General features: G+C 70.8%; 26 protein-coding genes and 4 pseudogenes. 13 read left to right on the top strand and 17 right to left on the bottom strand.

Annotation, left to right across the window (positions count from 1 at the left end; translation table 11 throughout):
* Window positions 1–880: 880 nt before the first annotated feature.
* The 3 genes from J7E97_RS37000 to J7E97_RS14430 form a co-directional block, all read right to left on the bottom strand.
* A complete protein-coding gene (locus J7E97_RS37000; RefSeq protein ID WP_374224153.1) occupies window positions 881–1,153 on the bottom strand; it encodes an NAD(P)-binding domain-containing protein in 273 nt (90 codons plus the stop codon).
* A 162-nt stretch (window positions 1,154–1,315) separates the two neighbouring features.
* Window positions 1,316–2,110, bottom strand: a complete 795-nt coding sequence (locus J7E97_RS14435) for an MIP/aquaporin family protein (RefSeq protein ID WP_215026888.1) — start codon at window positions 2,108–2,110, stop codon at window positions 1,316–1,318.
* A 33-nt stretch (window positions 2,111–2,143) separates the two neighbouring features.
* On the bottom strand, window positions 2,144–2,458 hold the full coding sequence (locus J7E97_RS14430) for a helix-turn-helix transcriptional regulator (RefSeq protein ID WP_215026885.1): 315 nt from the start codon (window positions 2,456–2,458) through the stop codon (window positions 2,144–2,146).
* A gap of 99 nt (window positions 2,459–2,557) precedes the next feature.
* Between J7E97_RS14430 and J7E97_RS14425 the strand changes: the two genes are divergently transcribed.
* The 6 genes and pseudogenes from J7E97_RS14425 to J7E97_RS14405 all read left to right on the top strand — a co-directional run bounded on the left by J7E97_RS14425 (window position 2,558) and on the right by J7E97_RS14405 (window position 6,602).
* Window positions 2,558–2,977 (top strand): arsenate reductase ArsC, encoded by a 420-nt coding sequence (locus J7E97_RS14425; protein WP_215026882.1) that lies wholly within the window; start codon window positions 2,558–2,560, stop codon window positions 2,975–2,977.
* Between the two features lie 23 nt (window positions 2,978–3,000).
* A pseudogene (locus tag J7E97_RS14420) lies at window positions 3,001–3,289 on the top strand (thioredoxin-disulfide reductase); the annotation flags it as partial.
* 37 nt (window positions 3,290–3,326) lie between these two features.
* Window positions 3,327–3,527: pseudogene (locus J7E97_RS35825) on the top strand (thioredoxin family protein); the annotation flags it as partial.
* Between the two features lie 229 nt (window positions 3,528–3,756).
* Window positions 3,757–4,107, top strand: coding sequence for a hypothetical protein (locus tag J7E97_RS14415; protein ID WP_215026879.1), 351 nt, complete (start codon window positions 3,757–3,759; stop codon window positions 4,105–4,107).
* 132 nt (window positions 4,108–4,239) lie between these two features.
* The gene (locus J7E97_RS14410) at window positions 4,240–5,319 is read left to right on the top strand and encodes a PLP-dependent cysteine synthase family protein (RefSeq protein WP_215026898.1); all 1,080 of its coding nucleotides are present in this window, start codon (window positions 4,240–4,242) and stop codon (window positions 5,317–5,319) included.
* Window positions 5,316–6,602 carry an MFS transporter gene (locus J7E97_RS14405; protein WP_215026876.1) on the top strand — a complete coding sequence of 429 codons (1,287 nt, stop codon included), beginning with the start codon at window positions 5,316–5,318 and terminating at the stop codon, window positions 6,600–6,602. The genes J7E97_RS14410 and J7E97_RS14405 overlap by 4 nt, the downstream gene beginning before the upstream one ends.
* Window positions 6,603–6,649: 47 nt before the next feature.
* On the opposite strand, the gene J7E97_RS14400 is transcribed toward J7E97_RS14405, so the two are convergent.
* The 3 genes from J7E97_RS14400 to J7E97_RS14390 all read right to left on the bottom strand — a co-directional run bounded on the left by J7E97_RS14400 (window position 6,650) and on the right by J7E97_RS14390 (window position 8,918).
* Window positions 6,650–7,399 (bottom strand): hypothetical protein, encoded by a 750-nt coding sequence (locus J7E97_RS14400; protein WP_215026873.1) that lies wholly within the window; start codon window positions 7,397–7,399, stop codon window positions 6,650–6,652.
* 348 nt (window positions 7,400–7,747) lie between these two features.
* Entirely contained in the window at window positions 7,748–8,374 is a 627-nt protein-coding gene (locus J7E97_RS14395) for a DUF305 domain-containing protein (RefSeq protein ID WP_215026870.1), read from the bottom strand.
* Between the two features lie 109 nt (window positions 8,375–8,483).
* A complete protein-coding gene (locus J7E97_RS14390) occupies window positions 8,484–8,918 on the bottom strand; it encodes a DUF6153 family protein (RefSeq protein WP_215026867.1) in 435 nt (144 codons plus the stop codon).
* Window positions 8,919–9,063: 145 nt separating this feature from the next.
* On the opposite strand from J7E97_RS14390, the gene J7E97_RS14385 reads away from it, so the two are divergent.
* A complete protein-coding gene (locus J7E97_RS14385; protein ID WP_215026864.1) occupies window positions 9,064–10,521 on the top strand; it encodes an MFS transporter in 1,458 nt (485 codons plus the stop codon).
* 85 nt (window positions 10,522–10,606) lie between these two features.
* On the opposite strand, the gene J7E97_RS14380 is transcribed toward J7E97_RS14385, so the two are convergent.
* Together J7E97_RS14380 and J7E97_RS14375 are read right to left on the bottom strand one after the other, a co-directional pair.
* Window positions 10,607–11,131: a hypothetical protein gene (locus tag J7E97_RS14380; RefSeq protein WP_215026895.1), complete on the bottom strand. Its 525-nt coding sequence runs from the start codon at window positions 11,129–11,131 to the stop codon at window positions 10,607–10,609.
* Complete coding sequence (locus tag J7E97_RS14375) at window positions 11,131–11,313, bottom strand: hypothetical protein (protein WP_215026861.1); 183 nt, start codon at window positions 11,311–11,313, stop codon at window positions 11,131–11,133. The genes J7E97_RS14380 and J7E97_RS14375 overlap by 1 nt, the downstream gene beginning before the upstream one ends.
* Window positions 11,314–11,482: 169 nt before the next feature.
* Here J7E97_RS14375 and J7E97_RS14370 point away from each other — a divergent pair, with 169 nt between their 5' ends.
* On the top strand, window positions 11,483–12,061 hold the full coding sequence (locus J7E97_RS14370; protein WP_215026858.1) for a TetR/AcrR family transcriptional regulator: 579 nt from the start codon (window positions 11,483–11,485) through the stop codon (window positions 12,059–12,061).
* A 48-nt stretch (window positions 12,062–12,109) separates the two neighbouring features.
* On the opposite strand, the gene J7E97_RS14365 is transcribed toward J7E97_RS14370, so the two are convergent.
* Window positions 12,110–12,757, bottom strand: a complete 648-nt coding sequence (locus tag J7E97_RS14365; RefSeq protein WP_308346500.1) for a class I SAM-dependent methyltransferase — start codon at window positions 12,755–12,757, stop codon at window positions 12,110–12,112.
* Between the two features lie 132 nt (window positions 12,758–12,889).
* A pseudogene (locus J7E97_RS14360) lies at window positions 12,890–14,107 on the bottom strand (permease).
* A gap of 353 nt (window positions 14,108–14,460) precedes the next feature.
* Here J7E97_RS14360 and J7E97_RS14355 point away from each other — a divergent pair.
* Complete coding sequence (locus J7E97_RS14355) at window positions 14,461–15,291, top strand: DUF2182 domain-containing protein (RefSeq protein WP_215026855.1); 831 nt, start codon at window positions 14,461–14,463, stop codon at window positions 15,289–15,291.
* A 21-nt stretch (window positions 15,292–15,312) separates the two neighbouring features.
* On the opposite strand, the gene J7E97_RS14350 is transcribed toward J7E97_RS14355, so the two are convergent.
* Window positions 15,313–15,933, bottom strand: coding sequence for a DUF1326 domain-containing protein (locus tag J7E97_RS14350; RefSeq protein WP_215026852.1), 621 nt, complete (start codon window positions 15,931–15,933; stop codon window positions 15,313–15,315).
* A 460-nt stretch (window positions 15,934–16,393) separates the two neighbouring features.
* Here J7E97_RS14350 and J7E97_RS14345 point away from each other — a divergent pair, with 460 nt between their 5' ends.
* A complete protein-coding gene (locus J7E97_RS14345) occupies window positions 16,394–17,047 on the top strand; it encodes a DUF1326 domain-containing protein (RefSeq protein WP_215026849.1) in 654 nt (217 codons plus the stop codon).
* Between the two features lie 83 nt (window positions 17,048–17,130).
* On the opposite strand, the gene J7E97_RS14340 is transcribed toward J7E97_RS14345, so the two are convergent.
* Complete coding sequence (locus J7E97_RS14340) at window positions 17,131–17,757, bottom strand: YigZ family protein (protein WP_215026846.1); 627 nt, start codon at window positions 17,755–17,757, stop codon at window positions 17,131–17,133.
* Between the two features lie 108 nt (window positions 17,758–17,865).
* On the opposite strand from J7E97_RS14340, the gene J7E97_RS14335 reads away from it, so the two are divergent.
* The gene (locus J7E97_RS14335; protein ID WP_215026843.1) at window positions 17,866–18,270 is read left to right on the top strand and encodes a CoA-binding protein; all 405 of its coding nucleotides are present in this window, start codon (window positions 17,866–17,868) and stop codon (window positions 18,268–18,270) included.
* Between the two features lie 12 nt (window positions 18,271–18,282).
* Here the strand turns inward: J7E97_RS14335 and J7E97_RS14330 are convergent, their stop codons facing one another.
* On the bottom strand, window positions 18,283–18,924 hold the full coding sequence (locus J7E97_RS14330) for a helix-turn-helix domain-containing protein (protein WP_215026840.1): 642 nt from the start codon (window positions 18,922–18,924) through the stop codon (window positions 18,283–18,285).
* Window positions 18,925–19,072: 148 nt separating this feature from the next.
* Here J7E97_RS14330 and J7E97_RS14325 point away from each other — a divergent pair, with 148 nt between their 5' ends.
* The gene (locus tag J7E97_RS14325) at window positions 19,073–19,942 is read left to right on the top strand and encodes a DMT family transporter (protein ID WP_215026838.1); all 870 of its coding nucleotides are present in this window, start codon (window positions 19,073–19,075) and stop codon (window positions 19,940–19,942) included.
* Between the two features lie 43 nt (window positions 19,943–19,985).
* Here the strand turns inward: J7E97_RS14325 and J7E97_RS14320 are convergent.
* A pseudogene (locus J7E97_RS14320) lies at window positions 19,986–20,586 on the bottom strand (GNAT family N-acetyltransferase).
* The gene (locus J7E97_RS14315) at window positions 20,583–21,323 is read right to left on the bottom strand and encodes a DapH/DapD/GlmU-related protein (RefSeq protein WP_215026835.1); all 741 of its coding nucleotides are present in this window, start codon (window positions 21,321–21,323) and stop codon (window positions 20,583–20,585) included. Before J7E97_RS14315 ends, J7E97_RS14320 begins: the two are co-directional and overlap by 4 nt.
* Window positions 21,324–21,443: 120 nt before the next feature.
* Between J7E97_RS14315 and J7E97_RS14310 the strand changes: the two genes are divergently transcribed.
* Window positions 21,444–21,992, top strand: coding sequence for a gamma carbonic anhydrase family protein (locus J7E97_RS14310; protein WP_215026833.1), 549 nt, complete (start codon window positions 21,444–21,446; stop codon window positions 21,990–21,992).
* Between the two features lie 79 nt (window positions 21,993–22,071).
* Here J7E97_RS14310 and J7E97_RS14305 read toward each other — a convergent pair whose 3' ends face one another.
* Window positions 22,072–22,758 carry a DedA family protein gene (locus J7E97_RS14305; protein ID WP_215026829.1) on the bottom strand — a complete coding sequence of 229 codons (687 nt, stop codon included), beginning with the start codon at window positions 22,756–22,758 and terminating at the stop codon, window positions 22,072–22,074.
* 60 nt (window positions 22,759–22,818) lie between these two features.
* On the bottom strand, window positions 22,819–25,165 hold a 2,347-nt coding region (locus tag J7E97_RS14300; RefSeq protein WP_215026826.1), incomplete at its 5' end, for a glycoside hydrolase family 3 protein.

Here is a 25,165-nt window from a genome sequence, read left to right as displayed (position 1 = left end):
GAACTCCAAACAGGACCTAGTCGCGAGCTACCCGCGAATTGTCACAGAGCGTGTCGGAGAGAGAAGGGGAGAGCGCGGGTCGGACAAACGACCGACTTGGTCGCCCACCATCGAGAAGAAAGCCCCCCCCCCCCGCAGCAAAATCACAATCTCCTGCGAGAGGCACCCTTTACACGCCTGACGACTCGTCAAGCATCGTCGACGGCGTGCGTCAAACGTGCGTCACGAGCGTCAAATCTGCGTCAAGATATCACCTGTAACGCCACAGCGCACACCGCTCTAACCTGCAGGTCAGAGGCCCTTTGTAACGGGTTCAAGGAGCGCGACACACTCGACATGCTCCTGAAGCCGGGCGGAATCATGCCCCCAGGCGTTCCGCTCCGCAGGGATCGGACCGCATCGGTGTGCGGTGGCTGACTTACATCTACCGTCCATTCACTGTCACCGCTCAGACCGATCTCGCCAGTTCGCCGGTCGGATCTTGGTCGCTCCGCTTGCCGATAACCGCCGAAGGCATCGAGGCTGGGACTTTCTAAGTCAGCACCGACCCAGCACGGTTGAGGTTCCCAGGGGTGATGACGGGTGATGAGAGGTCAGCACCAGGTCAGCACGGGGATGCAGGAGGGCCCCACCAAGAGGCGAGGCCCAAGCGCTTGACCTGCATGTTTGTGCTCACAGGAGCATTCATGCTAAAGGATGCGCCAAAAAGGTGTGCAGGAATCTCATGAAACCGCCCTGACCTGCACGTTCACCCCTACTGCGCCTCAAAAACCAGCACGAACCAGCACGGGGGCTCGCCATCAACGCTTGCCACGCTAACGCATGGCGCCCCCTGATCCACCAGCCACCTCAGATCACCCCGAAAATTGGAGGATTCTTACTACGCCGAAGTACCTCGGCCACAGCGGCACCGGCTCGTGCATGAAGGTGTTGCGGGCATGAACGGGAGGGTCCAGGTTCCGGTGGCGCTGATGACCGCGCGGGCCTGCCAGTCACCGCAGTCGGTCTCGACGCGCAGGAACGCGCCGTCGCGGTGGACCGCGTCGACCCGTACGTCGCGCTGGACCGGGAGTTCGTACCGCTTCTCGTAGTCCGCGAGGTACTCCACCACATGACCGGCGTCCGGGTACGTCTGCCCGGGCTGGAGCGGCATGAGCCGACCGGGCAGGGAGGAGCAGGCGGCCGGGCAGGGAGGAGTGTGCGGCCGGGGAGAACAAGCACAGGGAATCCCAGGTGTGCTGCCGGGCGGCGCAGGTGGTAGCCGGCGGCGAGCCCTGCTGGCCGCCGCCGATCACCACCCCGTCCGTGGGCCGGCTCATGCCGTGGGCGCCCCGGTGTCCGTCGTGCCGCGCATGAAGATGACCGCCACCAGGGCCAGGCCCACCACCGCACCGATCAGCTGCATGCCGACGAAGCCGGCAACGGAGCCTGGGGCGATACCAGCGAAGGTGTCGGTGAAGGCACGCCCGACCGTCACCGCCGGATTGGCAAAGGAGGTCGACGAGGTGAACCAGTACGCGGCGCCGATGTACGAGGCGACGGCGACGGGCGCGAAGCACAGGCGGTCGGTGCGGGCCAGGCCGAAGATCAGCAGGATCAGGCCGGCGGTCGCGACCACCTCGGCCAGGAGGAGGTTCCCGGCGGAACGGTCATGGGTGGACCACTTCACCAGCGGCTCGCCGAACATCGCGTCTGCCAGGATCGCGCCGGCGATCGCGCCGACGATCTGAGAGGGCACGTAGACGGCGAGCTCGCGAGCGTTGACGCCCGCGCCCCCGCGACGGGCGGTCCACCACTCGGCCAAGGTGACGGCTGGGTTGAAGTGGGCGCCGGACACCGGGCCGAGGAGGGCGATCAGTACGCCGAGGCCGAAGACGGTGGCCAGGGAGTTCGCCAGCAACTGCAGGCCCACGTCCTGGCTGAGCGCGGTGGCCTGGATGCCGGAGCCGACCACCACCGCCACGAGCGCCGCGGTGCCGACGAGCTCGGCGGCGGCACGGGCAATCAACGGGGTCCGGGGCGGGGTCGCGCCGGGCGCGGGTGGGGGCGCGTCGGCGGCTATGCCGAACGCCGCTGCGGGGGCGGCGGCGACGGGCTCGGTGACGGACAACGGTTCTCCTCGGGCGGGTGAGGCAAAAGCGGGCTACGGGCAGGACCGCTTGAGGTTCGCTTCGGCGGTGGCACGCGCGGTCTGAGCGAGGTCGGCGAACTGACCGGCGATGGCCTCGATGACTTCCGGGCGAAGGCGGTAGTAGATGTACCGTCCGCACGGCTCCGTCTCCACGACCCCGGCCTCGCGTAGGACCTTCAGATGGTTCGAGAGGTTCGTCTGCTTGGCACCCGTCTCCTCCACGAGATGGGTGGTGCAGAGCGTCTCCTTGGCGAGGAGGGTCACGATCTGGAGCCTGAGCGGGTCGGCCAGGACCCGCATCAGATCAGTGTCGACTGACGTCATCATGGGCTGATACTGTCACATCAGCTGGGGCTGACACCAGTCCGGGCTGAGTCATGGATCGTGCCGGCGGCCGGCAGACCTTGGTTGACGAAGGAAGAGATGATGTCCCCCACCCCGCTCGCGTCCGTATTGTTCGTCTGCATCCACAACGCGGGCCGCTCCCAGATGGCGGCCGGGTTCCTGCGCCACCTCGCAGGCGACCGCGTCGAGGTCCGCTCCGCCGGCTCCGTCCCCGGCGACCAGATCAACCCCTCGGCCGTCGCCGCCATGGCCGAGCTGGGGATCGACATCTCCGACCAGAAGCCGAAGGTCCTCACCCCCGAGGCCGCTCAGGCATCCGACTACATCATCACCATGGGCTGCGGGGATGCCTGCCCGTACTTCCCCGGCAAGACCTACCTCGACTGGCAGCTGGAAGACCCGGCCGGCCAGGGCGTCGAGGCCGTCCGCCCCATCCGCGACGAGATCAAGGGCCTTATCGAGGGCCTGATCACCGAGATCGACGCCAAGAAGCAGGTGTGACCGCCGCGACCGAGACCGTCGGCATACGCAACGTCATCCTCATAGGCTCCGGCCCCGCCGGATACACCGCAGCCCTCTACACGGCGCGTGCCAACCTTGCGCCGCTCGTCTTCGGCGGTGCGATCTTCGCAGGCGGCTCGCTGACGGCAGCCACCGAGGTCGAGAACTTCCCCGGTTTCCCCAGGGCGTCGACGGCCCGGTCCTGATGGAGAACATGCGGGCCCAGGCCGAGCGGGGTTCGGTGCCGAGGTGATCGACGACGACATCGCCTCGGTCGACCTGACCGGCGACATCAAGACCGTCACCGACGCGCGGTAACCGCAACAGGCCCACGAGGAGAGGCCGCATCATGCCCCTGAAGGACGTGACCGCCGCATCCTTCGAAGCCGACGTCCTGCAGAGCGGCAAGCCCGTGCTCGTCGACTTCTGGGCCCCTGGTGCGACCCCTGCCGCCGGCTCGCCCCGACCCTCGAAGCCATTGCCGCAGAGCAGGGCGAACAGATCGAGATAGTCAAGCAACGTCGACGAGAACCCGGCCACGGCAGCTCAAAGTTCGCGCCGCACGACGAAATTTCACCCGAACTGGCGAGATTCCAGAGGGTTACCGCAGCTCTTCCTCGCACGCGCGGGGCAGGCAGCGCCCCGCGTGTCTGGGGATGAAGCACCGTCCGCTGCGTCCGTCTGGCCGCCACCACCCGCCCATTGCCGAGTGCATCCACGCGAGCACGTAACGTAACGTCTGTCTCGTGTGTGGTCACGGGCGTGAATCCTGGCGGGTGATGGCAGTCGCCCTCTTCGCCCTGCTGTGGTGCGTCATCGCCGGGTCACCCACGCACGCCCATCCGATCGGTCACGCACACATGACCATCGTCCTGGAGGACGACGCCTCCCACACGGCCCGGCACCAGCCCGGCGACCACGTCACCCGCCAGACGGTTCCCTCCGCCAGGGAAGAGGCCCGCGCGCACCCGCCGCTGCGGGCCACGCTTCCGGCCGTAGACGGTACGGGCGACGACCACGGCGAGGTGACCGGGGACGCCTGCCTCACCGGCCGACGCAGAGCCGGCCCCTTCCCCTACCGGCTCGGGCCGTGTGCCGCCCGACCACCCCTTTCCACCTGGCTCCAGTAGAAGACCGCCCGCCCGGACCGGGCCACCGGTCCCTCACTCCTGCCCCGCAATGCCCCGGGTACAGGGTGAGCCGACGCCCACGGCACCCTTCTGGAACCAGAGAGCAGAATCCCCGTGAACAACTCCCTCGCCATGCCCGGGACCGGCCCGGGCCGCACCCTCGCGGCCGCCGTCGGCAACACCCCCATCCTGTGGGTCTCCGACCCGATCACCCCGCCCGACCGCGGCTTCTGGGCAAAGCTCGAAGGATTCAACCCCGGCGGTATCAAGGACCGGTCCGCCCTCCACATGGTCAAGTGCGCCCGAGCCCGCGGCGATATCCGGCCCGGCGCGCGGGTCATCGAGTCCACCAGCGGCACCCTCGGCCTCGGGCTCGCCCTCGCGGGCAAGGTCCACGGACACCCCGTCACCGTGGTCACCGATTCCGGCCTCGAAATCGACATGCACCGCCTCCTGCGTGCCCATGGCGCCACCGTCGAAGTGGTCAGCGACCCGCACCCCACCGGCGGATGGCAAGAGGCCCGCCGCCGGCGCGTCGCCGAACTCCTCGCCCGACACCCCGGCGCGTGGTGCCCCGACCAGTACAACAACCCCGACAACGCCACCGCCTACTCCGGCCTGGGACACGAACTCGTCCAGCAGCTCGGCACCGTCGACGTGCTGGTGTGCAGCGTCGGCACCGGAGGGCACTCGGCCGGCATCAGCCGGTTCCTGCGCGCCCTCACCCCGCGCCTGGAGGTGATCGGCGTCGACTCCACCGGCTCCACGATCTTCGGACAGCCCGCCCGCACCCGCCTGATGCGTGGCCTCGGAAGCAGCATCCACCCCCGCAACGTCGCCTACGAACAGTTCGCCGAAGTCCACTGGGTTGCCCCCGCCGAAGCGGTCTGGGCCTGTCGCGAACTCGCCCGCTCCCACTACCCCTCCGGCGGCTGGAGCGTCGGCGCCGTCTCCCTCGTCGCCAGCTGGGCCACCCGCAGCTACCCCGCCGGCACCCGCATCGCCGCGATCTTCCCCGACAGCCCCCACCGCTACCTGTCCACCGTCTACAACGACGACTACTGCGAGGACCACGGCCTCCTCGGCGTACGGCCGGCCGACCACCCCGACGAACTCGCCGCCCCCACCGAGGCCGAAGCCATCCGCTGGACCCGCTGCCGCCGCGTCACCGACCCCCTCACCGCGGCGACGGCCCCGAAGGCCGGCCGATGAAGACCCCCGGCATTCTGACGCAGCTCCGCTCCTTCGACCGCAGCGTCCAGCTCCTCCTCCTCAACCAGTTCACGATCAACCTGGGCTTCTACATGCTGATGCCCTACCTCGCCCAGCACCTGTCCGGGGAACTCGCCCTGGCCGGCTGGCTGGTCGGCCTGATCCTGGGAATGCGCAACTTCAGCCAGCAGGGGATGTTCCTCCTCGGCGGCGCCCTCGCCGACCGCTTCGGCTACAAACCGCTCATCGTGGCCGGCTGCACCCTGCGCACCGTCGGCTTCGCAGCCCTCGGCTTCGTCGACTCCGTACCCGGTCTGCTGGCCGCTTCCGCGGCCACCGGCTTCGCCGGCGCCCTGTTCAACCCGGCCGTGCGCGCCTACCTGGCCCGCGACGCGGGCGAGCGTCGGATCGAAGCCTTCGCGCTCTTCAACGTCTTCTACCAGGCCGGAATCCTGGCCGGGCCGCTCATCGGGCTCGCCCTGACCGGAGTGGACTTCCGTCTGACCTGCCTGGTGGCCGCTGCCGTGTTCGCCGCCCTCACCCTCGTCCAACTGCGCTCCCTGCCTGCGGCCCACGGCCCCGACCACGGGGAGAAGGACAGCATCACCGGCCAGTGGCGGCAGCTCGTGACCAACCGGCCCTTCCTGCTCTTCGCCGCCGCAATGAGCAGCTCGTACGTCCTGTCCTTCCAGGTCTACCTGGCCCTGCCGATGACCCTGGAGGCTGCGGCCCCGGGCGAGCGGCTGGCGACGATCGGCACGAGCGCGCTGTTCGCGGTCTCCGGCCTGGCCACCATCCTCGGCCAGACCCGCATCACCGCCTGGTGCAGGCAGCGTTGGACAGCCCACCAGGCGATCAGCATCGGCCTGGCCCTCATGGGGGCCGCCTTCCTACCCCTCCTGACGCCTGTCCCCGGCTCGGGGCTCGGCAGGGCGATCGGGGCCGTCGTCCCCACCGTGCTGTGCGGACTGCTGCTGGCCATCGCGACGATGATCGTCTACCCCTTCGAGATGGACACCATCGTCGCGCTCTGCGGCAATCGACTCGTCGCCACGCACTACGGGCTGTACAACACCCTCTGCGGCATCGGCATCACCGCGGGGAACCTCCTCACCGGCGCCGCCCTCGATGCCGCCCGCCGAGCCGGTGTCCCCGCCCTGCCCTGGCTCGCGCTCGCCGCCCTCGGCGCAACGAGTGCTCTCGCCATCCACCGGCTCGGTCGGCACCACCGGCTCAGGGCCGGACTCCGGCCGCAGAAAGCCACGTTGGCCGGCCGAGGATAGCCGACGACCCGCGGGCCGGCGCCGGGACAGGGCGTGTCCGCGCGAGCTCAGTGGTCGTGGCCGTCGCTGTGCACCTGTCCGGTGCCGGTACTTTGCTTGGCTTCGGGCGTGCGACTGGCCGGGGGCTGTCCTGTGGGCGCGGGCGCCGGGGTGGGCCCGACGGCCGGTTCGCCCTCCGTGTGCGTCTCTCCGGTGCCGCTCTCCGTGCCGTGGCTGTGGCCGCCGCTTCCCGGCTGTTCCGCGAGGGTGGAGGCGAGGTAGCGCAGGCCGGCGAAGGCGATGACTGCGGTCACCAGGACGGCGAGTCCGGCGAGGCCGAAGGTCCGCCGCCACGTGGAGTCCTCGTCCTTGATGACGTAGGCGGTGAAGGACAGCACGATGCCCGCGGGGATGAGGGTGGCCGCGCGGAGGGGGAAGTCCTCGAAGTGCTGAAGGCCGCCGCTGAGCATCCCGATGCCGAAGGAGAGCAGCAAGGATGCCCCCATGACGCTCAGGACCCCGGGCAGGGTCGGCTTGCGGCGGGCGAGCACGAACTCGTTGAGGGCGGTTGCGGTCAGAAAGACGAGGACTCCGTACACGGCGATGCGGGTGTAGCGGGCCGGGTCGAGCGGGTGGTGGACCACGGCGCCGCTGATCAGGCCGGCGCCCACGAAGTAGCCGACGTACCCGAGGTAGCGGGCGAGGAGGGTCTTCCTGCGCGAGCGGGCCTGGCGCAGGGCGGCGCGTCCAGAGGCCGGCGCGGCTCCGGGTACGGCGGCGGTCCGTGGGGCGGCGTCGGCGGATTGGATGGGAGACATGAGTGGTGCTCCTTGGCAGGTGTAAGGGCTCGGGGCCGGCCGGCACGGTGGACGGGGCCGACGAGCGGTCGCGCCGATTCGCCGGGCGGGCGCAGACAGAGGCGGCAGGCTGCGCGGCACGAACTCCGGTGCCGTTCGGCGAGCGCCGGAAAGGGCGGTGGGGGCGTGAGGGCGTGGGGGCGCGAGGGCGTCGTGAGCTCACCGGGCCGACCAGGTGGTCGCCGGGAACGTGCAACGGTGACCAGATCCGCAGGATCGCCGCTTTGTCCAGGCAGCCGGGAGAAGGGCGTGCGCGCAGGGGGTGTGGACGGCCAGTCGGCCGCCCACACCCATGGGCCCGGGGGTGGGTCAGCTCTTGCCGAGGAGCCCGTTCATGCGGGCGATCTCGGCGCTCTGGGAGGTGATGATGGCGCCGGCCATGTCCTCGGCGGGCTGGTACGTGCCGTCGGACTGCTCGGTCTTGGCCATGGCGACGGCGCCTTCGTGGTGCTTGACCATCATCTGAAGGAACGCGGTGTCGAAGGTCTTGCCGGTGGCCTTCTCCAGCTGGTCCATCTCCTCGGCGGTCATCATCCCGTTCATGGAGTGCCCACCGTGGCCCTCGTTCTCGGCCGGAACCTGCTCGCCCCACGAGGCCAGCCACCCGGACAGGGTCTTGATCTCCGGGTCCTGGGCCTTCTTGATCTCGGCGGCGAGCGTCTTGACCTCGGCCGACTCGGCGCGGGTCGCGGCGAGGTCGGCCATCGCGATGGCCTGGCGGTGGTGCGGAATCATGCCCTTGGCGAAGGCGACGTCGGCGGCGTTGCGCTCGCCTTTCTGCGCCGATGCAGTGGCGGAGGGCGAGGCGGAGGAGCCGTGGCCGTTGTGGGCCGAGCCGCTGTCGCCGTTTCCGCCGCAGGCGGCGAGGGCGAGAGCGGCGGTCGCGGCCACGGCTACGGCGGTGGTGCGGCGGATCAGGGAACGCTTTGCAGTCATGGTGATGTTTCTCCTGCGCTGAGGCACGCGCGAAAAGGCGTGCTGGGTTGAGGGCGGGCTCGCGGGCAGGGGCGCCGACCGTTACGGGGCCGGGCGCGCCCGGGCCGCCCTATATGCGCAGGAGTTGCAGTTCGCTCAGTGAAGGAGGCGCGCGGCCGCAGGCTGTCGCGTCGGGCTCCGTCCCGTGCGCGACGGCTGCCGCAGAGGTGACCGTGCCGGGCATGACCGCCGGTACGGGAAGGACGGGGGCGCCGCTGGTGCCGGTGGCGGCGCAGGTGGCGTCCGCGTGCTGGGCGTGCCCGCCGCAGCCGTCATGTGCGGGTTCACCGGCATGGACGCGCCCGCTGTGGTCCGCAGGGGAAGCCGCCGGGTCGCAGTGCTCGCCCGGCGCGTGCTCACCGGCAGCGGCGTGGTGGGCGGCTGCCGGGATGGCCACCGGTCCCAGGCCGTGCATGGCGACAAGTCCCGTGAGCACGGCCAAGACGAGGAGCAGGGAGGCGCGCAGCCCGAAGGGCCTGCCCGCTCGCCTCACCTGTCTGCTCATACCCGCATCGTAAGCGTCCTTCCTGAACGCGGCGAGGCCGGGCCCAGATTCCACACCCTCTTGAGGAAATACCCACCGGGGGTATAGCGTTCCCGCCATCAGATATACCCCATGGGGGTATACAACTTCGCTTTGGGGAGCGATCATGCCAACCGTCACTCCGCGCCGCTGGTGGGCACTCGCGGTGCTCGCCGCCGCACAGTTCATGGTCATCATGGACACGTCGATCATCGGTGTGGCGCTGCCCGAGATGCAGCGCGACCTGGGCTTCTCCCAGGGTGATCTGCAGTGGGTGTTCAACGCCTACGTCATCGCCTTCGGCGGCCTGCTCCTGCTGGGCGGGCGCCTGTCGGACCTGCTCGGCGCCCGGAAGGTCTTCGTCGCCGGCTGGAGCGTCCTGATCGCCGGCTCCGTCGTCGCCGCGGCCGCCCAGAGCGCATGGGTCGAAATCGCGGGCCGGGCCGTTCAGGGCGTGGGCGGGGCGCTGATCGCCCCGGCTTCGATGACCCTGCTGATGATGCTCTTCGGCCACGACTCCCGGGAGCTCGGCAAGGCCCTGGCCCTGTACGGCGCCGCGGCTCCCGCCGGCGGAACGGCGGGCGTCTTCCTCGGGGGCGTGTTCACCGAGTGGGCGAGCTGGCCCTGGGTCTTCGTCATCTACGTCCCCATCGGCATCGCGACCCTCCTCGCCACCGGGGTACTGCCGGCCGTCGCCGCCCGCCGCGGCGGTGGCGTCGACGTCCTGGGTGCGGCGGCCGTCACCGCCGGCCTCGCTCTCACCGTCTTCGCCGTGGTCCGCGCGCCGGAGACCGGCTGGGGTGCGTACCGGACGATCCTTGAGCTGATCGTCGGTGCCGCCCTGCTGGGCGTGTTCGTGCTCATTCAGCGGTCCTCGAAGTCGCCGCTGATGCCGCTGGGCATCTGGCGCACCCCCGGGCTCGCCCCGTCGAACATTGCGATGGCCCTGCTCGGGGCGGCCTGGATTCCGATGTGGTACTTCCTCAACCTCTACCTCCAGCAAGTCCTGGGGTACGGGGCCTTCGCCTCCGGCGCCGCGCTGCTGCCGATGACCGGCCTCCTGATGGTCTTCATGACCACCGTCAGCGCCCGCCTGATCGGCCGCTTCGGGCCCAAGCCGCTGATCGCCGCCGGTCTGCTGGTGCTGGCCGCGGGCCTGGTGTGGCTGTCGGCAGCCCGGCCGACCGGATCCTTCGTGGTGGATGTCCTGCCGGCCTCGCTGGTAGCGGCGCTCGGTATGGCGCTGGCCTACATCCCGACGCTGATGTCGGCCATGTCCGGCGCCCCGCAGGAGCAGGCCGGCCTCGCCTCGGGCATCGTCAACACCACCTACCAGGTCGGCTCCGCCCTCGGCCTTGCCGCCCTGACCGCGCTGGCCACCTCCCAGGGCGCGGGCGCGCTCGGCGACCTCCCCGCCCTGACCGACGGGTTCAACGCCGCCTTCCTCGCGGCCGCGGGCATCGCGGCCACCGGAGCATTGACCAACCTCGCGCTCATGCGGAGCAAGCCGCGGCCGGCCAGCGCCTCAGCGGAGTCCGCGGGCACGCAGGTTGAGGCCGAGCCCCGCCAGACAGCCTCCAACTGACCGCGGCGCAGACCGTCATCGCGGCGTTCACGACAACACGACAGGGCCTGCCGGGATCTCCCGGCGGGCCTTGCCCCTGTTCCGGTCAGGCGACGGGGGTGGCCGCAGTGCTGCGCTGGGCCCGTCTGCTCCATCCGTAGCGGGTCATGCCCTGCGGCTTGAACACCGACAGCACCATCGCGACGCCCAGGGCCAGCAACGCCAGACCGGCATGGATCACTGGCGAAGGGTTGCGCACCACGTCCATCGCGGCATCCGAGGAAGCCGTCTTCGCCATGGCTTCGAACGTGCGCATGTACAGCAGCAGCACAATGGTGCAGACCACGGTGATGGCGAGCTTCACCAGCACCCAGTAGTGCCGCAACAGCCCCCACGGCGTCACCCACGACTGCACCAGTCCCGTGACGAGCGACGCGAACGCCAACGGCACAAGGACGGACCAGGCCACCGGCTCCATCACCAGGTACACCCCGCGCCCTGTGGCCGACTCCGGGCTCGTCATCCCTACAACGGCCAGGGCGAGGAAGCAGAAGACCGCACCGAGCCAACCCGTGCTGGAGGCGATGTGCGCGACCAGAGCAACTTTCCGCACGCGCGGCGAGGCGGCCATCAGCACTCGCCCCCCAGTTGCCGGGAACCGGCGTCAAAAGCGGCGACCTCCATAACGGCTGCCTGGCCGGCGCCCCCGGCGTGCCGCCCGGGACCGTGTTCGCCGCCGCTGAACAGCACCACCAGGACCGCCAGTACGACCAGGATCCCGGCGATCGCCGCGATCTTCACCCAGCGTGGCATACCCGGCCCCTGACCAGCCCGGGGCGGACCGCCGTCCGGCATTCGGCCCATCAGGACCACCTCCTCGACCACGCCGCCCAGCAGGACGACGCCACTCCACATTTTACGAGACACAGTGTCTCTAGAACAGTCGGAGTGTATCGACCACGTCGCTTCGTATACTGAGTGGATGCCGAGGCTGTGGAACGAGACGATCGACGCCCACCGTCGCGAGGTCCGCGAGGCCATCCTCGGAGCCGCCGCGGCGCTCGTCGCCGAGGGCGGGCTGAGGGCGGTGACGATGTCCCGGATCGCCGAGCGGGCGGGTATCGGGCGGGCGACGCTCTACAAATACTTCTCGGATGTCGAGGCGATCCTCTCGTCCTGGCACGAGCGTCAGATCACACACCACCTCCAGCACCTCACTCAGGTACGGGATCGGACCGGCGACGCGGACGAGCGACTGGAAGCCGTTCTGTCGGCGTACGCGCTCATGGTCAGGCGCTCCCGCGCCGGTCACGACGCGGACATCGCGGCCCATCTCCACCAGGGCCCTCACATCGCCCAGGCGCACGATCACCTCCATGGCCTGATCCGGGACCTGCTGTCCGAAGGCGCCGCGAACGGCAGCCTCCGCACGGACATCGCCCCCGACGAGCTAGCCGTGTACTGCCTGCATGCCCTGTCCGCGGCGAGCAGCCTTCCCTCGGAGGCGGCGGTCCGCCGGCTCGTCGACCTCACCCTCGCGGGCCTGCGCAACAGCGACTGACACGCGCGGGTCTCTTCCCCTGGTGGGCGACGACTGCGCGAGATCTGATCAATAGGCGCGCCGCAGGACGGCCCAGCTCCCCCAGCCGGCCAACGCCTCGGTGGCATGCCAGCGGCCGGGCAGAGCTGCGGCTACCTCACTCGCCGGGAGGTAGAGCGGTCCGTCCTCGCCGAGCTGGTTGATCCACAGCAGCACCCCGTCACGGGACAAGACCCGGGCGGTTTCGTCAGCGAAGAGCAGCATGTCGATGGCAGCGATAGCCGTCACCGACGCGTCGGCGGCCGGCAGTGCGCCGGCGTCGGCGCGTACCCGTGCGGGGGAGCGTCCTGCCGCCTGGCGGAGCATCTGCTCGGACAGGTCGAGGCTGATCACTGACGGGAAGGCCGAGGCGAGGAGGGGGGTGAACAGGCCGGTTCCGGAGCCGAGTTCCAGGCACGGACCATGTGGGAAGGGGCCGCCACGAGCCAGCGCGTCACGCACCGGGTCTGTGCGGCCGGTGGCCTGGGTGGTGTCCCAGTCGGCGGCGAGGTGGTCGAACTGCTCGGCGATGAAGCGGGCCGCTTCGGCGGACCACCGGATCCGGCCTGCGGCCAGGTCGCGGGCGAAGACCCGGAAGACGCGGACCTCTGCCGTGTCCTGTTGCGGTACCGGTTTGCCGTCTGGACTGGGCAGGGCGCGGGGCAAAGTGGCAGTCACAGCACCGAGTTGAACACGTGCGCGGGGTGGTGCGGATCGTCCCGGGGGCGGAGTCTGGGCTACTCCCCCGGGTGGAGGCGCACCACGGGGTCAGTGGCGTCCGCCAGGTACTGGGGCGGCCTCGTCATCGTCTCAGTGCTGCGCGTGGCCGTCGCCATGTCCGCCGGGGCCGACCGGAGGCCTGTGGCCGTCACCATGACCGCCGTGGTCATGGCCGGTGCCGGGCGCGCCGCCCATCATGCGGAGCATGTCCGTCCCGCCCGTGCGGAAGAACCGGATGAGGAGGGCGGCGGCCAGCACAAGGAAGGCGATGTTGAGCCAGGTGGTGTAGTTCCAGGTGACGCCTTCCATCGGGATGTGGGCGTCGGCCTGGTCGGGGATGAGGCCGAGTCCGCCGAAGGTGAACTCGACGATGTACCCGGCGATGACGGTGGCGAGGTAGAAGGTGCCGAGGAGGAAGAGGGCCGTCTTGGCTCCGTAGTACTTACGGTAGATGTTGAGGATCGGCAAGATCAGCAGGTCGGCGAAGATGAACGCGACGACACCGCCGAAGCTGATTCCGCCCTTCCAGAGCACGACCGCGAGCGGCACGTTGCCGATCGAGCAGACGAACGAGGCGATCGCGACCAGAGGGCCGATGACCGGCCCCCACAACTTGGACGCCAGCGGGTGCCCGTCGAAGAAGAAGGTGCGCCAGAAGGAGTCGGGTACCCAGGCGGCGATGGCGCCTGCGATGAGCAGGCCGATGACGAGATCCCGCAGAATTGCCGCCCATTCCATGACGAAGACGTGGCTCGTCGAGGTGAAGCCTTCCCGGGACAGCAGGCGGCGGGCGAAAGAGCCTTCGCGCCGTACGGACATGTCCATCGCCGCGTGGCCCTCCATCGAGCCGGCCAGCCCGCGTTCGGCCTGCTCGCGTGCTTGGCGCAGGAGTGGGTCGCGTAGGAACAGCCGGAACAGCACCGCAAGGACAACGATCATGACGGGGCCGCCGACGAATTCCGCCGCGGTGAACTGCCAGCCCATCAGCAGGGCCAGGATCACGCCGAGCTCGACGACCAGGTTGGTGGAGGCGATCTCGAAGGCCATGGCTGCGGTGAAGTTCGCGCCCTTGCGGAACAGTGAACGGGCCAGGGCCACGGCCGCGTAGGAACACGAGGACGAGGCCGCGCCGAGGCCGGCGGCAATGGCGAGGGTGCGCGGGCGGCCATCACCCAGCAGGGAGACGACAGTGGACTTGCGCACGACCGCCTAGACCACGGCGGACAAGGCAAAGCCCAGGATGAGGGCCCAGGTGATCTCCCAGGTCATGGACCCGGCGATCGACAGTGCGTGCACTACGGCGTGGATCATCCCTGAAGCCTTCCTTCACGAGGACGACTCCGCAGCGACCGACACGGGCGCCTACGACGTCCGGCGCGCGATCCTGAAGACAGGGAGATCGAGACCCTGGTCGTAGCGGACTGCCCGAACGCGATGCGATCTGGCACGCCGCACCCTTCGTACGAACGTCGCTTCCAGCCCCTTCACCCCTGATCCGCAGCGGCACGGCCGGCAGATTCTCCGGTTTTACGACCTCCGCTTCTGTGATCTGCTGGAGATGTCGTCAGAGCCGCTCGGCTCTCCGCGATGTGCCGCCGACATCGGTACGGCGGCAAGGCCGCCGGGCGGTCGGGGCAGCTCGCGTCCCTGGGAGACACTCCATGCCACACCTCCGCCTGGCCCCACCGGCACCCACACGCCCCGGAGTCCTCCTGCCCCGCCGCGATCTGGCGGCCGCCTGGATTCTGCTGCTGCTCCTGGCCGCTCTGGCATGGGTGCTCACCGTCGGCCAGTCCCGCCACATGGGCATGGAGCCCGGCACCATGGGCCTGGCACTTCCCCTCTTCCTGCTGCTGTGGGTGGTCATGATGGCGGCGATGATGCTGCCGTCGGTGGCACCGGTGGCCATCACCTGGGTACGCGCGATCAATCGCCGCTCGGCCGGCCCTGCCCGCGCACTGCGGATTGCCGAATTCATAGGTGGCTATCTGTTGGCATGGGCCGGGTTCGGGCTGCTCGCGTACGGCGCACTGGCGGCGACCGGACGCCTCGTGGACCGCGATCCGGGGGCAGCGCGCTGGATAGGCGCCGCCGCCTTCCTTCTCGCCGCGCTGCAGCAGTTCGGCCCGCTGAAACGGGTCTGCCTGCGGCACTGCCGCAGCCCGATGTTCCAGCTGCTCCGCTACTCGCGATTCCGACCGTGGGCCAAGGATCTGCGCGTGGGCATGCACCACGGGCTGTACTGCGTCGGATGCTGCTGGGGTCTGATGATCGTCCTGATCCCGCTCGGCTTCATGAACGTAGCGGCGATGGCGGGACTGGCCGCAGTGATCTTTCTGGAGAAGCTCTGGCGGGGAGGACCCTGGCTCGCCTGGGCGGTCGGCGCCGTCTTCCTCGTACTGGCCGTCCTCGCTCCCTTCCAGGACTGGCTGCTGCCCGGCCTGGACACGTCCGGCCCGGCGATGGACCAGATGACCGGCCGGGCAGGATGACCGGCCGGTCCTCGCGTGCACCTACCGTCCGGCGGGCGCCCCCTCCGGCGCTTCGCTGGAGAAGACGAAGTCGGACTGCTCGCCGTACACCGGCTCGAACGACAAGCCGAAAGCACTCGAACTACCGGTCGTGCGACCCACGGCGAACTCCGGCGCGAATCCGAACATCGCGTTCTTCATCGTCGTAGGCCCTCCATCGGGCCCTCTGAGAGGCTCGAACGCAAGGTCGGTCTTCCCGCCGACACTGAGCCGGAGCTGCTCCCCGTCCGACAGGGAGACGCTCGCCCGCTCCACGCCCAGGAACTCGCCGTAGAACTGCGACAGTTCCCCGAACGCCCCGCCTTCACGCCCGGACAGGATGCGCTCCAGTGCGTCGACCTGCTCGTCGCTGGCCCCCTCGTCGACGACGATCCCGACCTTCCAGTTGCCAGAGGTCAGGTTGGAGGGGAAGTGGTTGTAGAAGGCGAAGTCCACCCCGGACAGGTTCACATCGCCCAAGTGCCCGTCAGCCACATGGAAGGCGGCGCAGCCGAGGCATTCCTCGCGTCCTTGCGGGTCATGCGGCATCGCGTCGACGGCGCACCCGCACAGAATCGCGCATGAGCAACCAGCCAGATAGTTGCCCGAGATACTCCACGTCATGACTACTCCTGATCGCTGGACGATGACCGCCGTCCGACCACGCGGACGACGCCGGCATCGAGAGCGGCAGGTGGGGAGCGCGCCAGCCATCGGGCGGGAATGCCGTAGCCATCGGACCCGAGGCAGACCGCGGCAGCGGCGGCATACGGCGCCCCGCTGCCCCGGGCAGGCGTTCTGTGCAGCGCGATGGCAGCGTCCATGACCGACCCGACTCGCCCCTGCGAACTCTGTCCGGTCCGCGGAGCCAGCCCTTCCCTTCAAGGCTAGGCGTCCCTGCCAAGGGTGTACAGATGCCCCCCGTCGTACTCATGGGCAGCCCGGCCCTGAACATGGCCAGGCACGGCAGCGAGGGGGAGAATTGACGTGATGACCCGCGCCGCCGAGAACCCGTGGCGACGTCCGGCGGGCAATGCCGACCAGGTGGTTCCCGCCCGGTGCCGGGCCATGAGGAGGCGATGAGATGTCCGAAGCGACAGCGACCGTTCCGAGATGGCACGCGGCCGGGGACTGGTTCGATACCTGCAAATGCAGTGTTCCCTGCCCCTGCTCGTTCGCCCAGCTGCCCACCTACGGTGACTGCGACGGTGTCCTGGCCTGGCACATACGCGAGGGCACCTACGGCGAGGTACAGCTGGACGGCCTCAACGTGCTGATGCTCGGCTCCTTCGTCGGCAATGTGTGGGCCGAGCACACCGACTCGTACGCGGCGGTCTTCCTCGACGAGCGCGCCGACGACGCGCAGCGCGAGGCCCTTCAGATGATCTTCGGCGGCCAGGCGGGCAGCTGGCCTGCCGAAATGGTGACCATGATGGACGCCGAGATGCGGGGCATGGACTTCGCCCCCATCCGGATCGAGGTCGACGAAGACCTCGGCGGCTGGCGAGCCACGATCCCGGGCCGCGTCGATGCGAGCGCCGTGGCACTCACCGGACCCACGACACCGGAGGGCGCCCGGGTCCAGTCGACCAACCTGCCGGGCTCGGAGACCGGGCCGGGACAGGTCGCGACCTGGGGCCGCTCAACGGCGGACCGTGCCGATGCCTTCGGCTTCCGTTGGAGCCGAGAGGGCCAGTCCAGCAAGCACATCACCTTCGACTGGACAGGCCCGGGCTAGGGGTCCGCATTTCGCGAGAGCCTTGCCCTACGGGACACCGACCCGGCGCCGTACGACCACGCATGGGTCCGCACCGGGAGCGCTCAGGGCGCGTAGGTCTCTCCGCCGAGGGTGAGGATGGCGCTGCCGGCGGTGCTGTCGGCCAGCCAGGCTTCGAAGGCGGGCAGGTCGGACTCGGGGAGGGCGACCTCGATCTCCACGGCGGCCCCGTAGCGAAGGTCCACCACGGTCCGGCCGGTGGAGCGCAGGTCGTTCTGGGTCTTGCCGGCCCGCTGGTGGTCGACGGTGACGGTGGCCAGCCGGTAGCGGTGGCGGGTGACGGTGCCGAGCGCGTCGAGGGCCTCGCCGACGACTCCGCCGTAGGCGCGGATCAGCCCGCCGGCGCCGAGCTTCACTCCGCCGTAGTAGCGGGTGACGACGGCGACGGCGTAGCGGATGTCGCGGCGCGTCAGCATCTGGAGCATCGGCACCCCGGCGGTGCCGCCCGGCTCCCCGTCGTCGCCGGCCTTCTGGATCGAGGCGTCGGCGCCGATGACGTAGGCGAAGCAGTTGTGCGAGGCGGTGGGGTGCTCCTTGCGGATCCGCGCGACGAACTCCTGCGCCTCCCGCTCGGTCGCGGCGGGTGCGAGCGCGCACAGGAACCGCGAGCGGTTGATCTCCGACTCGTGCACGCCCTCACGGGCCACCGTCACGTACTGGTCTGCCTTCACCCGTCCACCCTACGGGGAATCGCACATGCGTCCTTTCTGTTGACCGACCTGGCAGCAGTCGGCAGCTCAGCGGTCGACAGGCATGACGAACAGCAGGAGGCGGCACACGTGTACGGCGATCCGGCGACCATCCGCAAGATCCTCACCGAGCTCGGAGACACCTGGGCCGTGGTGGGCCTGTCCAACAACGAGGACCGGGCCGCCTACCGCGTGGCCCAGGTGCTCCAGCGGTACGGCAAGCGCGTGGTCCCCGTGCACCCCAAGGCCGAGACGGTCCACGGCGAGCCGGGATACCCCTCGCTGGAGGCGATCCCGTTCAAGGTGGACGTGGTGGACGTCTTCGTGAACAGCGCCCTGGCGGGCACGGTGGCCGACGAGGCCGTCGCGAAGGGGGCGGAGGCCGTCTGGTTCCAGCTGAACGTGATCGACCAGGGCGCCTACGACCGCACCCGCGCGGCCGGCCTGGACATGATCATGGACCGCTGCCCGGCGATCGAGATCCCCTCGCTCTGAGGTCCCGCCCCGTCAGTTCCGGACCGGCGGGACGGGGGCCGGCGGGACGGGCGTCGGTGAACCCGGAGCCGGCGTCGGTGAGCCCGGGACCGGCGGGATCGAGACCGCCATCGTCATCTCCATCGGGACGGAGCCTTCGTTCCGGTAGGCGTGCGGGGCGTTCGCCTCGAAGGAGACGGCCCCGCCGACCGGTACGGCGTACCGCTCGTCGTCGACGACGAGCGTCAGCTCCCCCGCCGTGACGTGCAGCATCTCGAAGGTGCCGGACGGATGCGGGTCCGAGGCGGTCCCCTCCCCGGGCTCCAGGTGGTAGGTCCACATCTCCACCGGCCCGCGCCGGTCGTCACCGAGCAGCATGCTCGCGCCGCTGCCTCCCTCGGTGGACCACATCCGCACCCCCTCCCCCGGCAGCACCAGCTGCACCTGCGGGCTGCGGTCGTAGTCGAGCAGGGTGGTGATGCTGACGCCGAGCGCGTCGGCCAGTTTGACCGTGGTGCCGACGCTCGGGTTCGTACGGGCCTGCTCGATCTGGATGATCATGCCGCGGCTCACCCCCGCGCGGGCCGCGAGCGCCTCCAGCGTGAAGCCGCGCTCACCGCGCCAGCGCTTGAGATTCCGGGCGAGCGCCTGGGTCAGCTGTTCGAGGTCCGACACCCCTACCGTCCAATCCGTCCGACTGCCATGCAGGAAGAGTCCAATATTGTGAATGACATAGTCCATTTAACTGGACTATCGTGCGCCGGGTGCGCCGTACCGCACGCTGCACTTCACCATTCACCGCACTGTACTGCGAGGTCCTGCCATGACCGCCCTGTTCGCCCTGGCCACCGCCGTCCTGTGGGGCCTCGCCGACTTCGGCGGCGGGCTGCTGACCCGCCGGATACCGGCCCTCACCGTGGTCGTGGCCTCCCAGCTCGTCGCCGTCGCGGCACTGGGCGCGGTGGTCCTCGCCACCGGCGCCTGGCGGGAGGCCGGACCGCAGCTCTGGTTCGCGGTCGGGGCGGGCGTGGTGGGGCCGGTCGCCATGCTCAGCTTCTACAAGGCGCTCGCCCTCGGCCCCATGGGCGTGGTCTCCCCGCTCGGTTCCCTCGGCGTGGTGGTCCCGGTGGCCGCCGGGCTGATGCTCGGTGAACGGCCCGGCATCGCCCAGTTCGCCGGGATCGCGGTGGCCGTCGCGGGCATCGTCCTCGCGGGCGGTCCCGAGCTGCGCGGGGCGCCCGTGCAGCGGCAGACCGTCCTGCTCACCCTCCTCGCGGCCTTCGGCTTCGGCGCGGTGATGGCGCTGATCGCGCCCGCCTCCTCCACGCTCCCGGGGCTGTTCCTCGCGCTCTTCGTCCAGCGCGTCACCAACGTCGCCGTCGGCGGCGCCGCGCTGTTGGTCCAGACGCGGCGCGGCGTCCCGGCCCTCCCGGCGGGCTCGGGCGGCATGCGGATCCTGTGGGCCCTGCTGCCGGCGCTCACTTTCGTCGGCCTCGCCGACGTCGCCGCGAACGGCACGTACTCCATCGCCGCCCAGCACGGACCGGTCACCGTGGCCGCCGTGCTCTCCTCGCTCTACCCGGTGATCACCGCGCTCGCCGCCTTCACCGTCCTCAAGGAACGCCTGCGCCCCGTCCAGGCCGCGGGCGCCGGCCTGGCCCTGGCGGGCACCGTCCTGCTCGCGGCGGCCTAGTGCTGTGGCCGGCGGCCGGGCAGAGGACCCGCCGGGTGACCGGTCACAGACCCGGCCGGCCGACTGCCGGAGCCCGGCGGACGTGCAGGTGACCTTCCATCGGAAAGGACGGCGGCCAGGCGGCAAGGACCCGGTCGAACCGGAACCCCGCCTTGTCCGCCACCCGGCAGGACGCGAGGTTGTCCACCTGGTGCAGCAGCTCCAGCCTGTCCAGCCGATCCGGGCCGTCGGCCGCGAAGGCTTCGAACGCCCAGGCCACTACCGCCTCGAGGGCCCGGAGGCCACCCCGCGGCCCCGGGCCGGCGCCGCGGTCCAGTAACCGGCCTCTGCCGATCCCGGGCGGTCAGCGATCCGCTTCAGCATCACGTGGGCGTACCGGTGGACCTACGTACGAGCCCTCGCCGGCGCCCGGGTACGAGGCCTCGCGCACAGCGAAACTCAGCCGGTCCCCGTTCTCCCAGCCGAGCCGCTGCTCCTCCAGCCACCGCTCCGCGTCCTCGGTCCTGATGCGTCAGCCAGTGCCGCATCGAGGGATCCCGGTGCACCTCGACCAGCGCTTCGGCATCGCCGGTGCACCACGGCCGCAGCACCAGCCCGGCGGTGGCGGCGGTCGCCGGGGCGCGGAGCTCGGGGATGCTCGTCACTCGCTCTCCGCCAGTGCGGCCAGCGCGCGCAGTTGCTCCGGTGTCACCCCGTCGGGAATCGGTACCGGGGCCGGGGTGCGCAGCGGCGGCTGCCAGCCCGTCTCTGGTTCCCAGCGGCGCACGATCCGGGCCGGCGCTCCCGCCACCACGGCGTGGTCCGGCACCTCGCCCCGTACGACGGCCCCCGCGGCCACGACCACGTTGCGGCCCAGCCGCGCCCCGGGCAGGATCACCGCGCCCGTGCCCAGCCAGCAGCCCGGACCGATCTCCACCGGGGCGCTGCGCGGCCACTGCTTGCCGACGGGCTCGTGCGGATCGTCGTAGCTGTGGTTCGTGGAGGTGATGTACACCCCGGGACCGCAGAAGGTGTCGTTGCCGATCGTGATCCGGGTGTCGGCGATGACGTGGCTGTCGCGGCCGATGACCACCCCGTTGCCCAGGACCAGCACCGGCTCGGCGCCGAGGTCGAGGTCCGGCATCATCCCGGCGGTCAGCGTGACCTGTTCACCGATGATGCAGTGGTCGCCCAGCCTGATCCAGGGCTCGCCGAAGACCGTCCCCTGGGGGAAGGCGAGCCGGGTCCCGTGCCCGATCGCCCCGAAGCGCAGCGGCCCCGGGGTCTGCGCGGTGACCGCGCCGGCCCGCTGCATCCAGCGCCAGCCCGCGTGGACGGCGCGAGCCGCGAGCCGGCGGCGCAGGGCCGTCAAAGATGAGAACGTGTTCTGGTTCTTCGCCACCGGGCCACCGTAGCGCGCCGGGCGCCCCGGGCGCGCCGTGATCTTCACCCCATCTCCGGGGGCGCGGGGCGCGTGCCCTAACGTGCCGGTAGCGCGACACGAGCCGAAGGAAGAAAACACATGACGCAGCAGGCTGCCCGGGCACTCGTGGCGGGTGTCGGCGGGAAGAACCCCGAGATCGACCCCACGGCGTTCACCGCGCCCACCTCGGTCGTCGTCGGCGACGTACGCCTGGGCGCGGGTGCGAGCATCTGGTACTCGGCGGTGCTCCGCGCCGACTGCGGTCCGATCACCCTCGGCGCCGACAGCAACGTGCAGGACAACTGCACCGTGCACGTGGACCCCGGCTTCCCGGTCTCCATCGGCGAGCGCGTCTCGATCGGCCACAACGCCGTGGTGCACGGCTGCACGGTCGAGGACGACTGCCTGATCGGCATGGGTGCGACGGTCCTCAACGGCGCGGTCATCGGCGCCGGCTCGCTGGTGGCGGCGCAGGCGCTCGTCCCGCAGGGCATGGTCGTCCCGCCCGGCTCGCTGGTCGCGGGGGTCCCGGCGAAGGTCCGGCGCGAGCTGACCGACGAGGAGCGCGAGGGCATCAAGGTGAACGCCCTGATGTACACCGAGCTGGCCGAGCAGCACCGCGCCTCGGTGAGCCCCGACCCCGCGTAACGAGCCCCGCTCCGACCCCGACCCCGACCCCGACCGCGCGGGGTCGCGGCGGTCGCGGTCGCGCTCCGGCCAACGCCTCTCAGTCGGCGAGCACGGCCGGAGCGGCCGCGGCCGGCTCCGGCTCCGACTCGGCCGCCGCGGAAGCCTCGGCACGCGCCGCCTCGGCCGCCTTCTTCATCCGGCCGCGCACCATCACCGTCACGCCGATCCCGAACAGCAGCGCCAGCGCGAGCGCCACCCACGAGAAGCCCTTGAGCCACGGCTCGGCGACGATCCCGATCGTGTAGATCACGGCCGTCGTACCGCCCGCCCACAGGATTCCGCCGAGGACGTTCGCGATCAGGAAGCGCCAGTACGGCATGTGCAGCACGCCCGCCAGCGGCCCGGCGAAGATCCGCAGCAGAGCCACGAACCGCCCGAAGAAGACGGCCCACATGCCCCATTTGTCGAAGGAGCGCTCCGCCACGGCCACCTGGTCCGGCCCGAAGTGCTTGGGGAAGCGCCGTCCCAGCCGCTCCAGCAGCGGCTTGCCGCCCTTGCGCCCGATCGCGTAACCGATCGAGTCGCCCACGATCGCCCCGGTGGTCGCGCAGACGCCCAGCACCACGGGGTCGATGTGCCCCTGCTGCGAGGCCAGCAGCGCGGCGCTGACCAGGACGATCTCCCCCGGCAGCGGGATGCCGAGGCTCTCCACTCCGATGACGAGCCCCACCAGGAGGTAGATGCTGACCGCCGGAATCGTCTCCAGCCATTCCTGGATGTGCACCGGTACGTCCTCCCGAGTTCTCCGCCCGGCCCGCCCCCTGTGACAGACCGAACGAGCAGACTATCCGCTCGCCACGACAGCCTTCGCCTTCAGCGGGAGTTCGCGTGAGGAACGGCCCGCGAACACCTCGCGACGGCCCGAGCCCACCACCCACGCGTGCCGCTCCGGATCCCAGGAGGAGAGCGTGCGCGCGTCGATGTCGATGACCACCCGCTGCGCCTCGCCCGGAGCGAGGGTGAGCCGCCGGTAGCCGACCAGCGCCCGCACGGGCTGCTCCAGTTTCAGGTCCGGGGAGGGGCCCACGTACACCTGGGCCACCTCGGTGCCCTTGCGGCGGCCGGTGTTGCGGACGGTGAACTCCACCCGCAGTCCGCCGTGCCGCCCCTTGGCCCCGCCCGCACCACCGGTGCCGCCCGCACCGCCCGTGCCACCGGGCCGGACCGTCAGCTTCTCGTACTCCCAGGTCGTGTACGAGAGCCCGTGCCCGAAGGCGAACAGCGGAGCCACCCGCTGCGCGTCGTACCAGCGGTGGCCGACGTGCACGCCCTCGGAGTACTCCTGCCGGCCACCCAGCCCGGGGTAGCGCATCGCGTCGCCGCCGACCGGGGTCGCGCGTTCGTCGGCCGGGAAGGTCTGGGTGAGCCGGCCGCCGGGGTCCACGTCGCCGAAGAGCACCGCCGCGGTGGCGCCCGCGCCCTCCTGGCCCGGGTAGTACATCTGCAGGACCGCGCCGGTACGGGCGAGCCAGGGCATCGTCGTACTGGAGGAGGTGTTCAGCACCACCGTGGTGCGCGGGTTGGCGGCGGCGACCGCCTCGATCAGCGCGGCCTGGCCGCCCGGGAGTCCCAGCGAGGCCCGGTCAGTGCCCTCGGTGGCGTCCTCGTAGGCGAACAGCACCACGCTGCGCGCCGCCTTGGCGGCCTTCACCGCCTCGGCCAGATCGGCGGCCCGGGTCGCCTTCGTGGTGTGCCGCAGCCGCAGCCGCTGCCCCTTCGGTCCGCCTTCGGCGGTGACGGCGAGCCGGTGCTCGCCCGCCTTGAGCGCCAGGGTGCGGCGGCGCACGATGAGCCCGTCGGGCGCGGCGCCGAGCAGCCCGCCGGCGAAGTACTCGGCCACGCCCTGCCGTACGGGGAACAGTTCCTCCCCGTCGAGGCGGACGCCCGGCCGTTTCCCCGTGTAGTGGACGAGCAGGGTCCACTCGTCGTCGGCGGCCAGCCGGAAGGTGCCCTCATAGGTCCACTTCCGCCCGGCCTCCACCCTGTGGTCGTCGAGCCCGGCTTCGGGCGTCAGGAGCTTCGCCGGGAGCGGGCGCCCGTAGAGGTCCTCGCCGAGGGCGTAGCGCACGGTGGAACCGTTCCCGGCCCGCCGCCGGATCGCGTCGAGGGGGGCGGCGGCCGCGTCCGGGACGACGTGCGCGCTGCCGCCGCCGCTGACGAAGGGGATCTGCCCGGTGGGACCGATGACGGCGATCGAGCGCGCGGCGGGCCCCGTCAGCGGCAGGGTGGCGCGCTCGTTGCGCAGCAGGACCGCGCCCGCCACGGCCACCCGGCGGGCGACCTCGGCCCCGGCCACCGCGTCGCGGGCCGGTCGGGTGGCGGGGTGCTCCGCGAGCAGTCCGAAGCGGTCCATGGTGACCAGGATCCGGCGCACCGCGAGGTTCACGGCGTCCTCGTGGACGGAGCCGCCGCGCACCGCCTCGCGCAGCGGGGCTCCGTAGTGGGTGCCGCCGGGCATCTCCATGTCGAGTCCGGCGCCGATCGAGGCGACGGTGCTGTGCGTGGCGTCCCAGTCGGACATCACCCAGCCGCCGAACCCCCAGTGGCGGCGCAGCAGTTCTTCGAGGAGCGGCTTGCTCTCGCAGGCGTAGACGCCGTTGACCTTGTTGTAGGCGCCCATCACCGCGCCCGCGCCGGCCGCCACCGCGGCCTCGAAGCCGCGCAGCTCCGTCTCGTGGAGGGTCTGTTCGGCGGCGATCACGTCGACGGTGTCGCGGCCCTTCTCCTGGTTGTTGAGCGCGAAGTGCTTGACGGCGGCGATGAGCCCCTCGTCCTGGATGCCCCGGACGACCTCGGCGACGAGGTCGGCGGTCAGCTTCGGATCCTCTGCGAACGTCTCGAAGTTCCGCCCCGCGAAGGGGGTGCGGATGAGGTTGGCCATCGGCGAGAGCAGCACGTCCTGACCGAGCGCGCGCCCCTCGCGCCCGATCACCCGGCCGTATGCGCGGGCCAGTGCCGGGTCGAAGGTGGAAGCGAGCAGCACGGGCGCGGGCAGCGCCGTGGCCGGCTTGGCCACGCGGACGCCGGCGGGCCCGTCGGCGAGCCGCAGCGCGGGGATGCCGAGCCGGGGGATGCCGGGCACGTAGCCGGCCTGGCCGAGCGGGGCCGGGTCGGGGGCGCCGTGCAGCAGG

Origin of the sequence: Streptomyces sp. ISL-66 (assembly GCF_018614135.1) — a bacterium.
GTDB lineage: Bacteria > Actinomycetota > Actinomycetes > Streptomycetales > Streptomycetaceae > Streptomyces.
This window is presented reverse-complemented; position numbering and strand designations above follow the sequence as displayed.

Excerpts from the sequence above, each read along its gene's own strand:
- J7E97_RS14395 (WP_215026870.1), bottom strand. The coding sequence starts at position 8,374 with ATGACTGCAAAGCGTTCCCTGATCCGCCGCACCACCGCCGTAGCCGTG.
- J7E97_RS14380 (WP_215026895.1), bottom strand. The coding sequence starts at position 11,131 with ATGGCCGCCTCGCCGCGCGTGCGGAAAGTTGCTCTGGTCGCGCACATC.
- J7E97_RS14400 (WP_215026873.1), bottom strand. The coding sequence starts at position 7,399 with ATGTCTCCCATCCAATCCGCCGACGCCGCCCCACGGACCGCCGCCGTA.
- J7E97_RS14350 (WP_215026852.1), bottom strand. The coding sequence starts at position 15,933 with ATGACGTGGAGTATCTCGGGCAACTATCTGGCTGGTTGCTCATGCGCG.
- J7E97_RS14425 (WP_215026882.1), top strand. The coding sequence starts at position 2,558 with ATGTCCCCCACCCCGCTCGCGTCCGTATTGTTCGTCTGCATCCACAAC.
- J7E97_RS14345 (WP_215026849.1), top strand. The coding sequence starts at position 16,394 with ATGTCCGAAGCGACAGCGACCGTTCCGAGATGGCACGCGGCCGGGGAC.
- J7E97_RS14375 (WP_215026861.1), bottom strand. The coding sequence starts at position 11,313 with ATGCCACGCTGGGTGAAGATCGCGGCGATCGCCGGGATCCTGGTCGTA.
- J7E97_RS14310 (WP_215026833.1), top strand. The coding sequence starts at position 21,444 with ATGACGCAGCAGGCTGCCCGGGCACTCGTGGCGGGTGTCGGCGGGAAG.
- J7E97_RS14385 (WP_215026864.1), top strand. The coding sequence starts at position 9,064 with ATGCCAACCGTCACTCCGCGCCGCTGGTGGGCACTCGCGGTGCTCGCC.
- J7E97_RS14390 (WP_215026867.1), bottom strand. The coding sequence starts at position 8,918 with ATGAGCAGACAGGTGAGGCGAGCGGGCAGGCCCTTCGGGCTGCGCGCC.
- J7E97_RS14355 (WP_215026855.1), top strand. The coding sequence starts at position 14,461 with ATGCCACACCTCCGCCTGGCCCCACCGGCACCCACACGCCCCGGAGTC.
- J7E97_RS14410 (WP_215026898.1), top strand. The coding sequence starts at position 4,240 with ATGCCCGGGACCGGCCCGGGCCGCACCCTCGCGGCCGCCGTCGGCAAC.
- J7E97_RS14370 (WP_215026858.1), top strand. The coding sequence starts at position 11,483 with ATGCCGAGGCTGTGGAACGAGACGATCGACGCCCACCGTCGCGAGGTC.
- J7E97_RS37000 (WP_374224153.1), bottom strand. The coding sequence starts at position 1,153 with ATGCCGCTCCAGCCCGGGCAGACGTACCCGGACGCCGGTCATGTGGTG.
- J7E97_RS14415 (WP_215026879.1), top strand. The coding sequence starts at position 3,757 with ATGGCAGTCGCCCTCTTCGCCCTGCTGTGGTGCGTCATCGCCGGGTCA.
- J7E97_RS14325 (WP_215026838.1), top strand. The coding sequence starts at position 19,073 with ATGACCGCCCTGTTCGCCCTGGCCACCGCCGTCCTGTGGGGCCTCGCC.
- J7E97_RS14430 (WP_215026885.1), bottom strand. The coding sequence starts at position 2,458 with ATGATGACGTCAGTCGACACTGATCTGATGCGGGTCCTGGCCGACCCG.
- J7E97_RS14405 (WP_215026876.1), top strand. The coding sequence starts at position 5,316 with ATGAAGACCCCCGGCATTCTGACGCAGCTCCGCTCCTTCGACCGCAGC.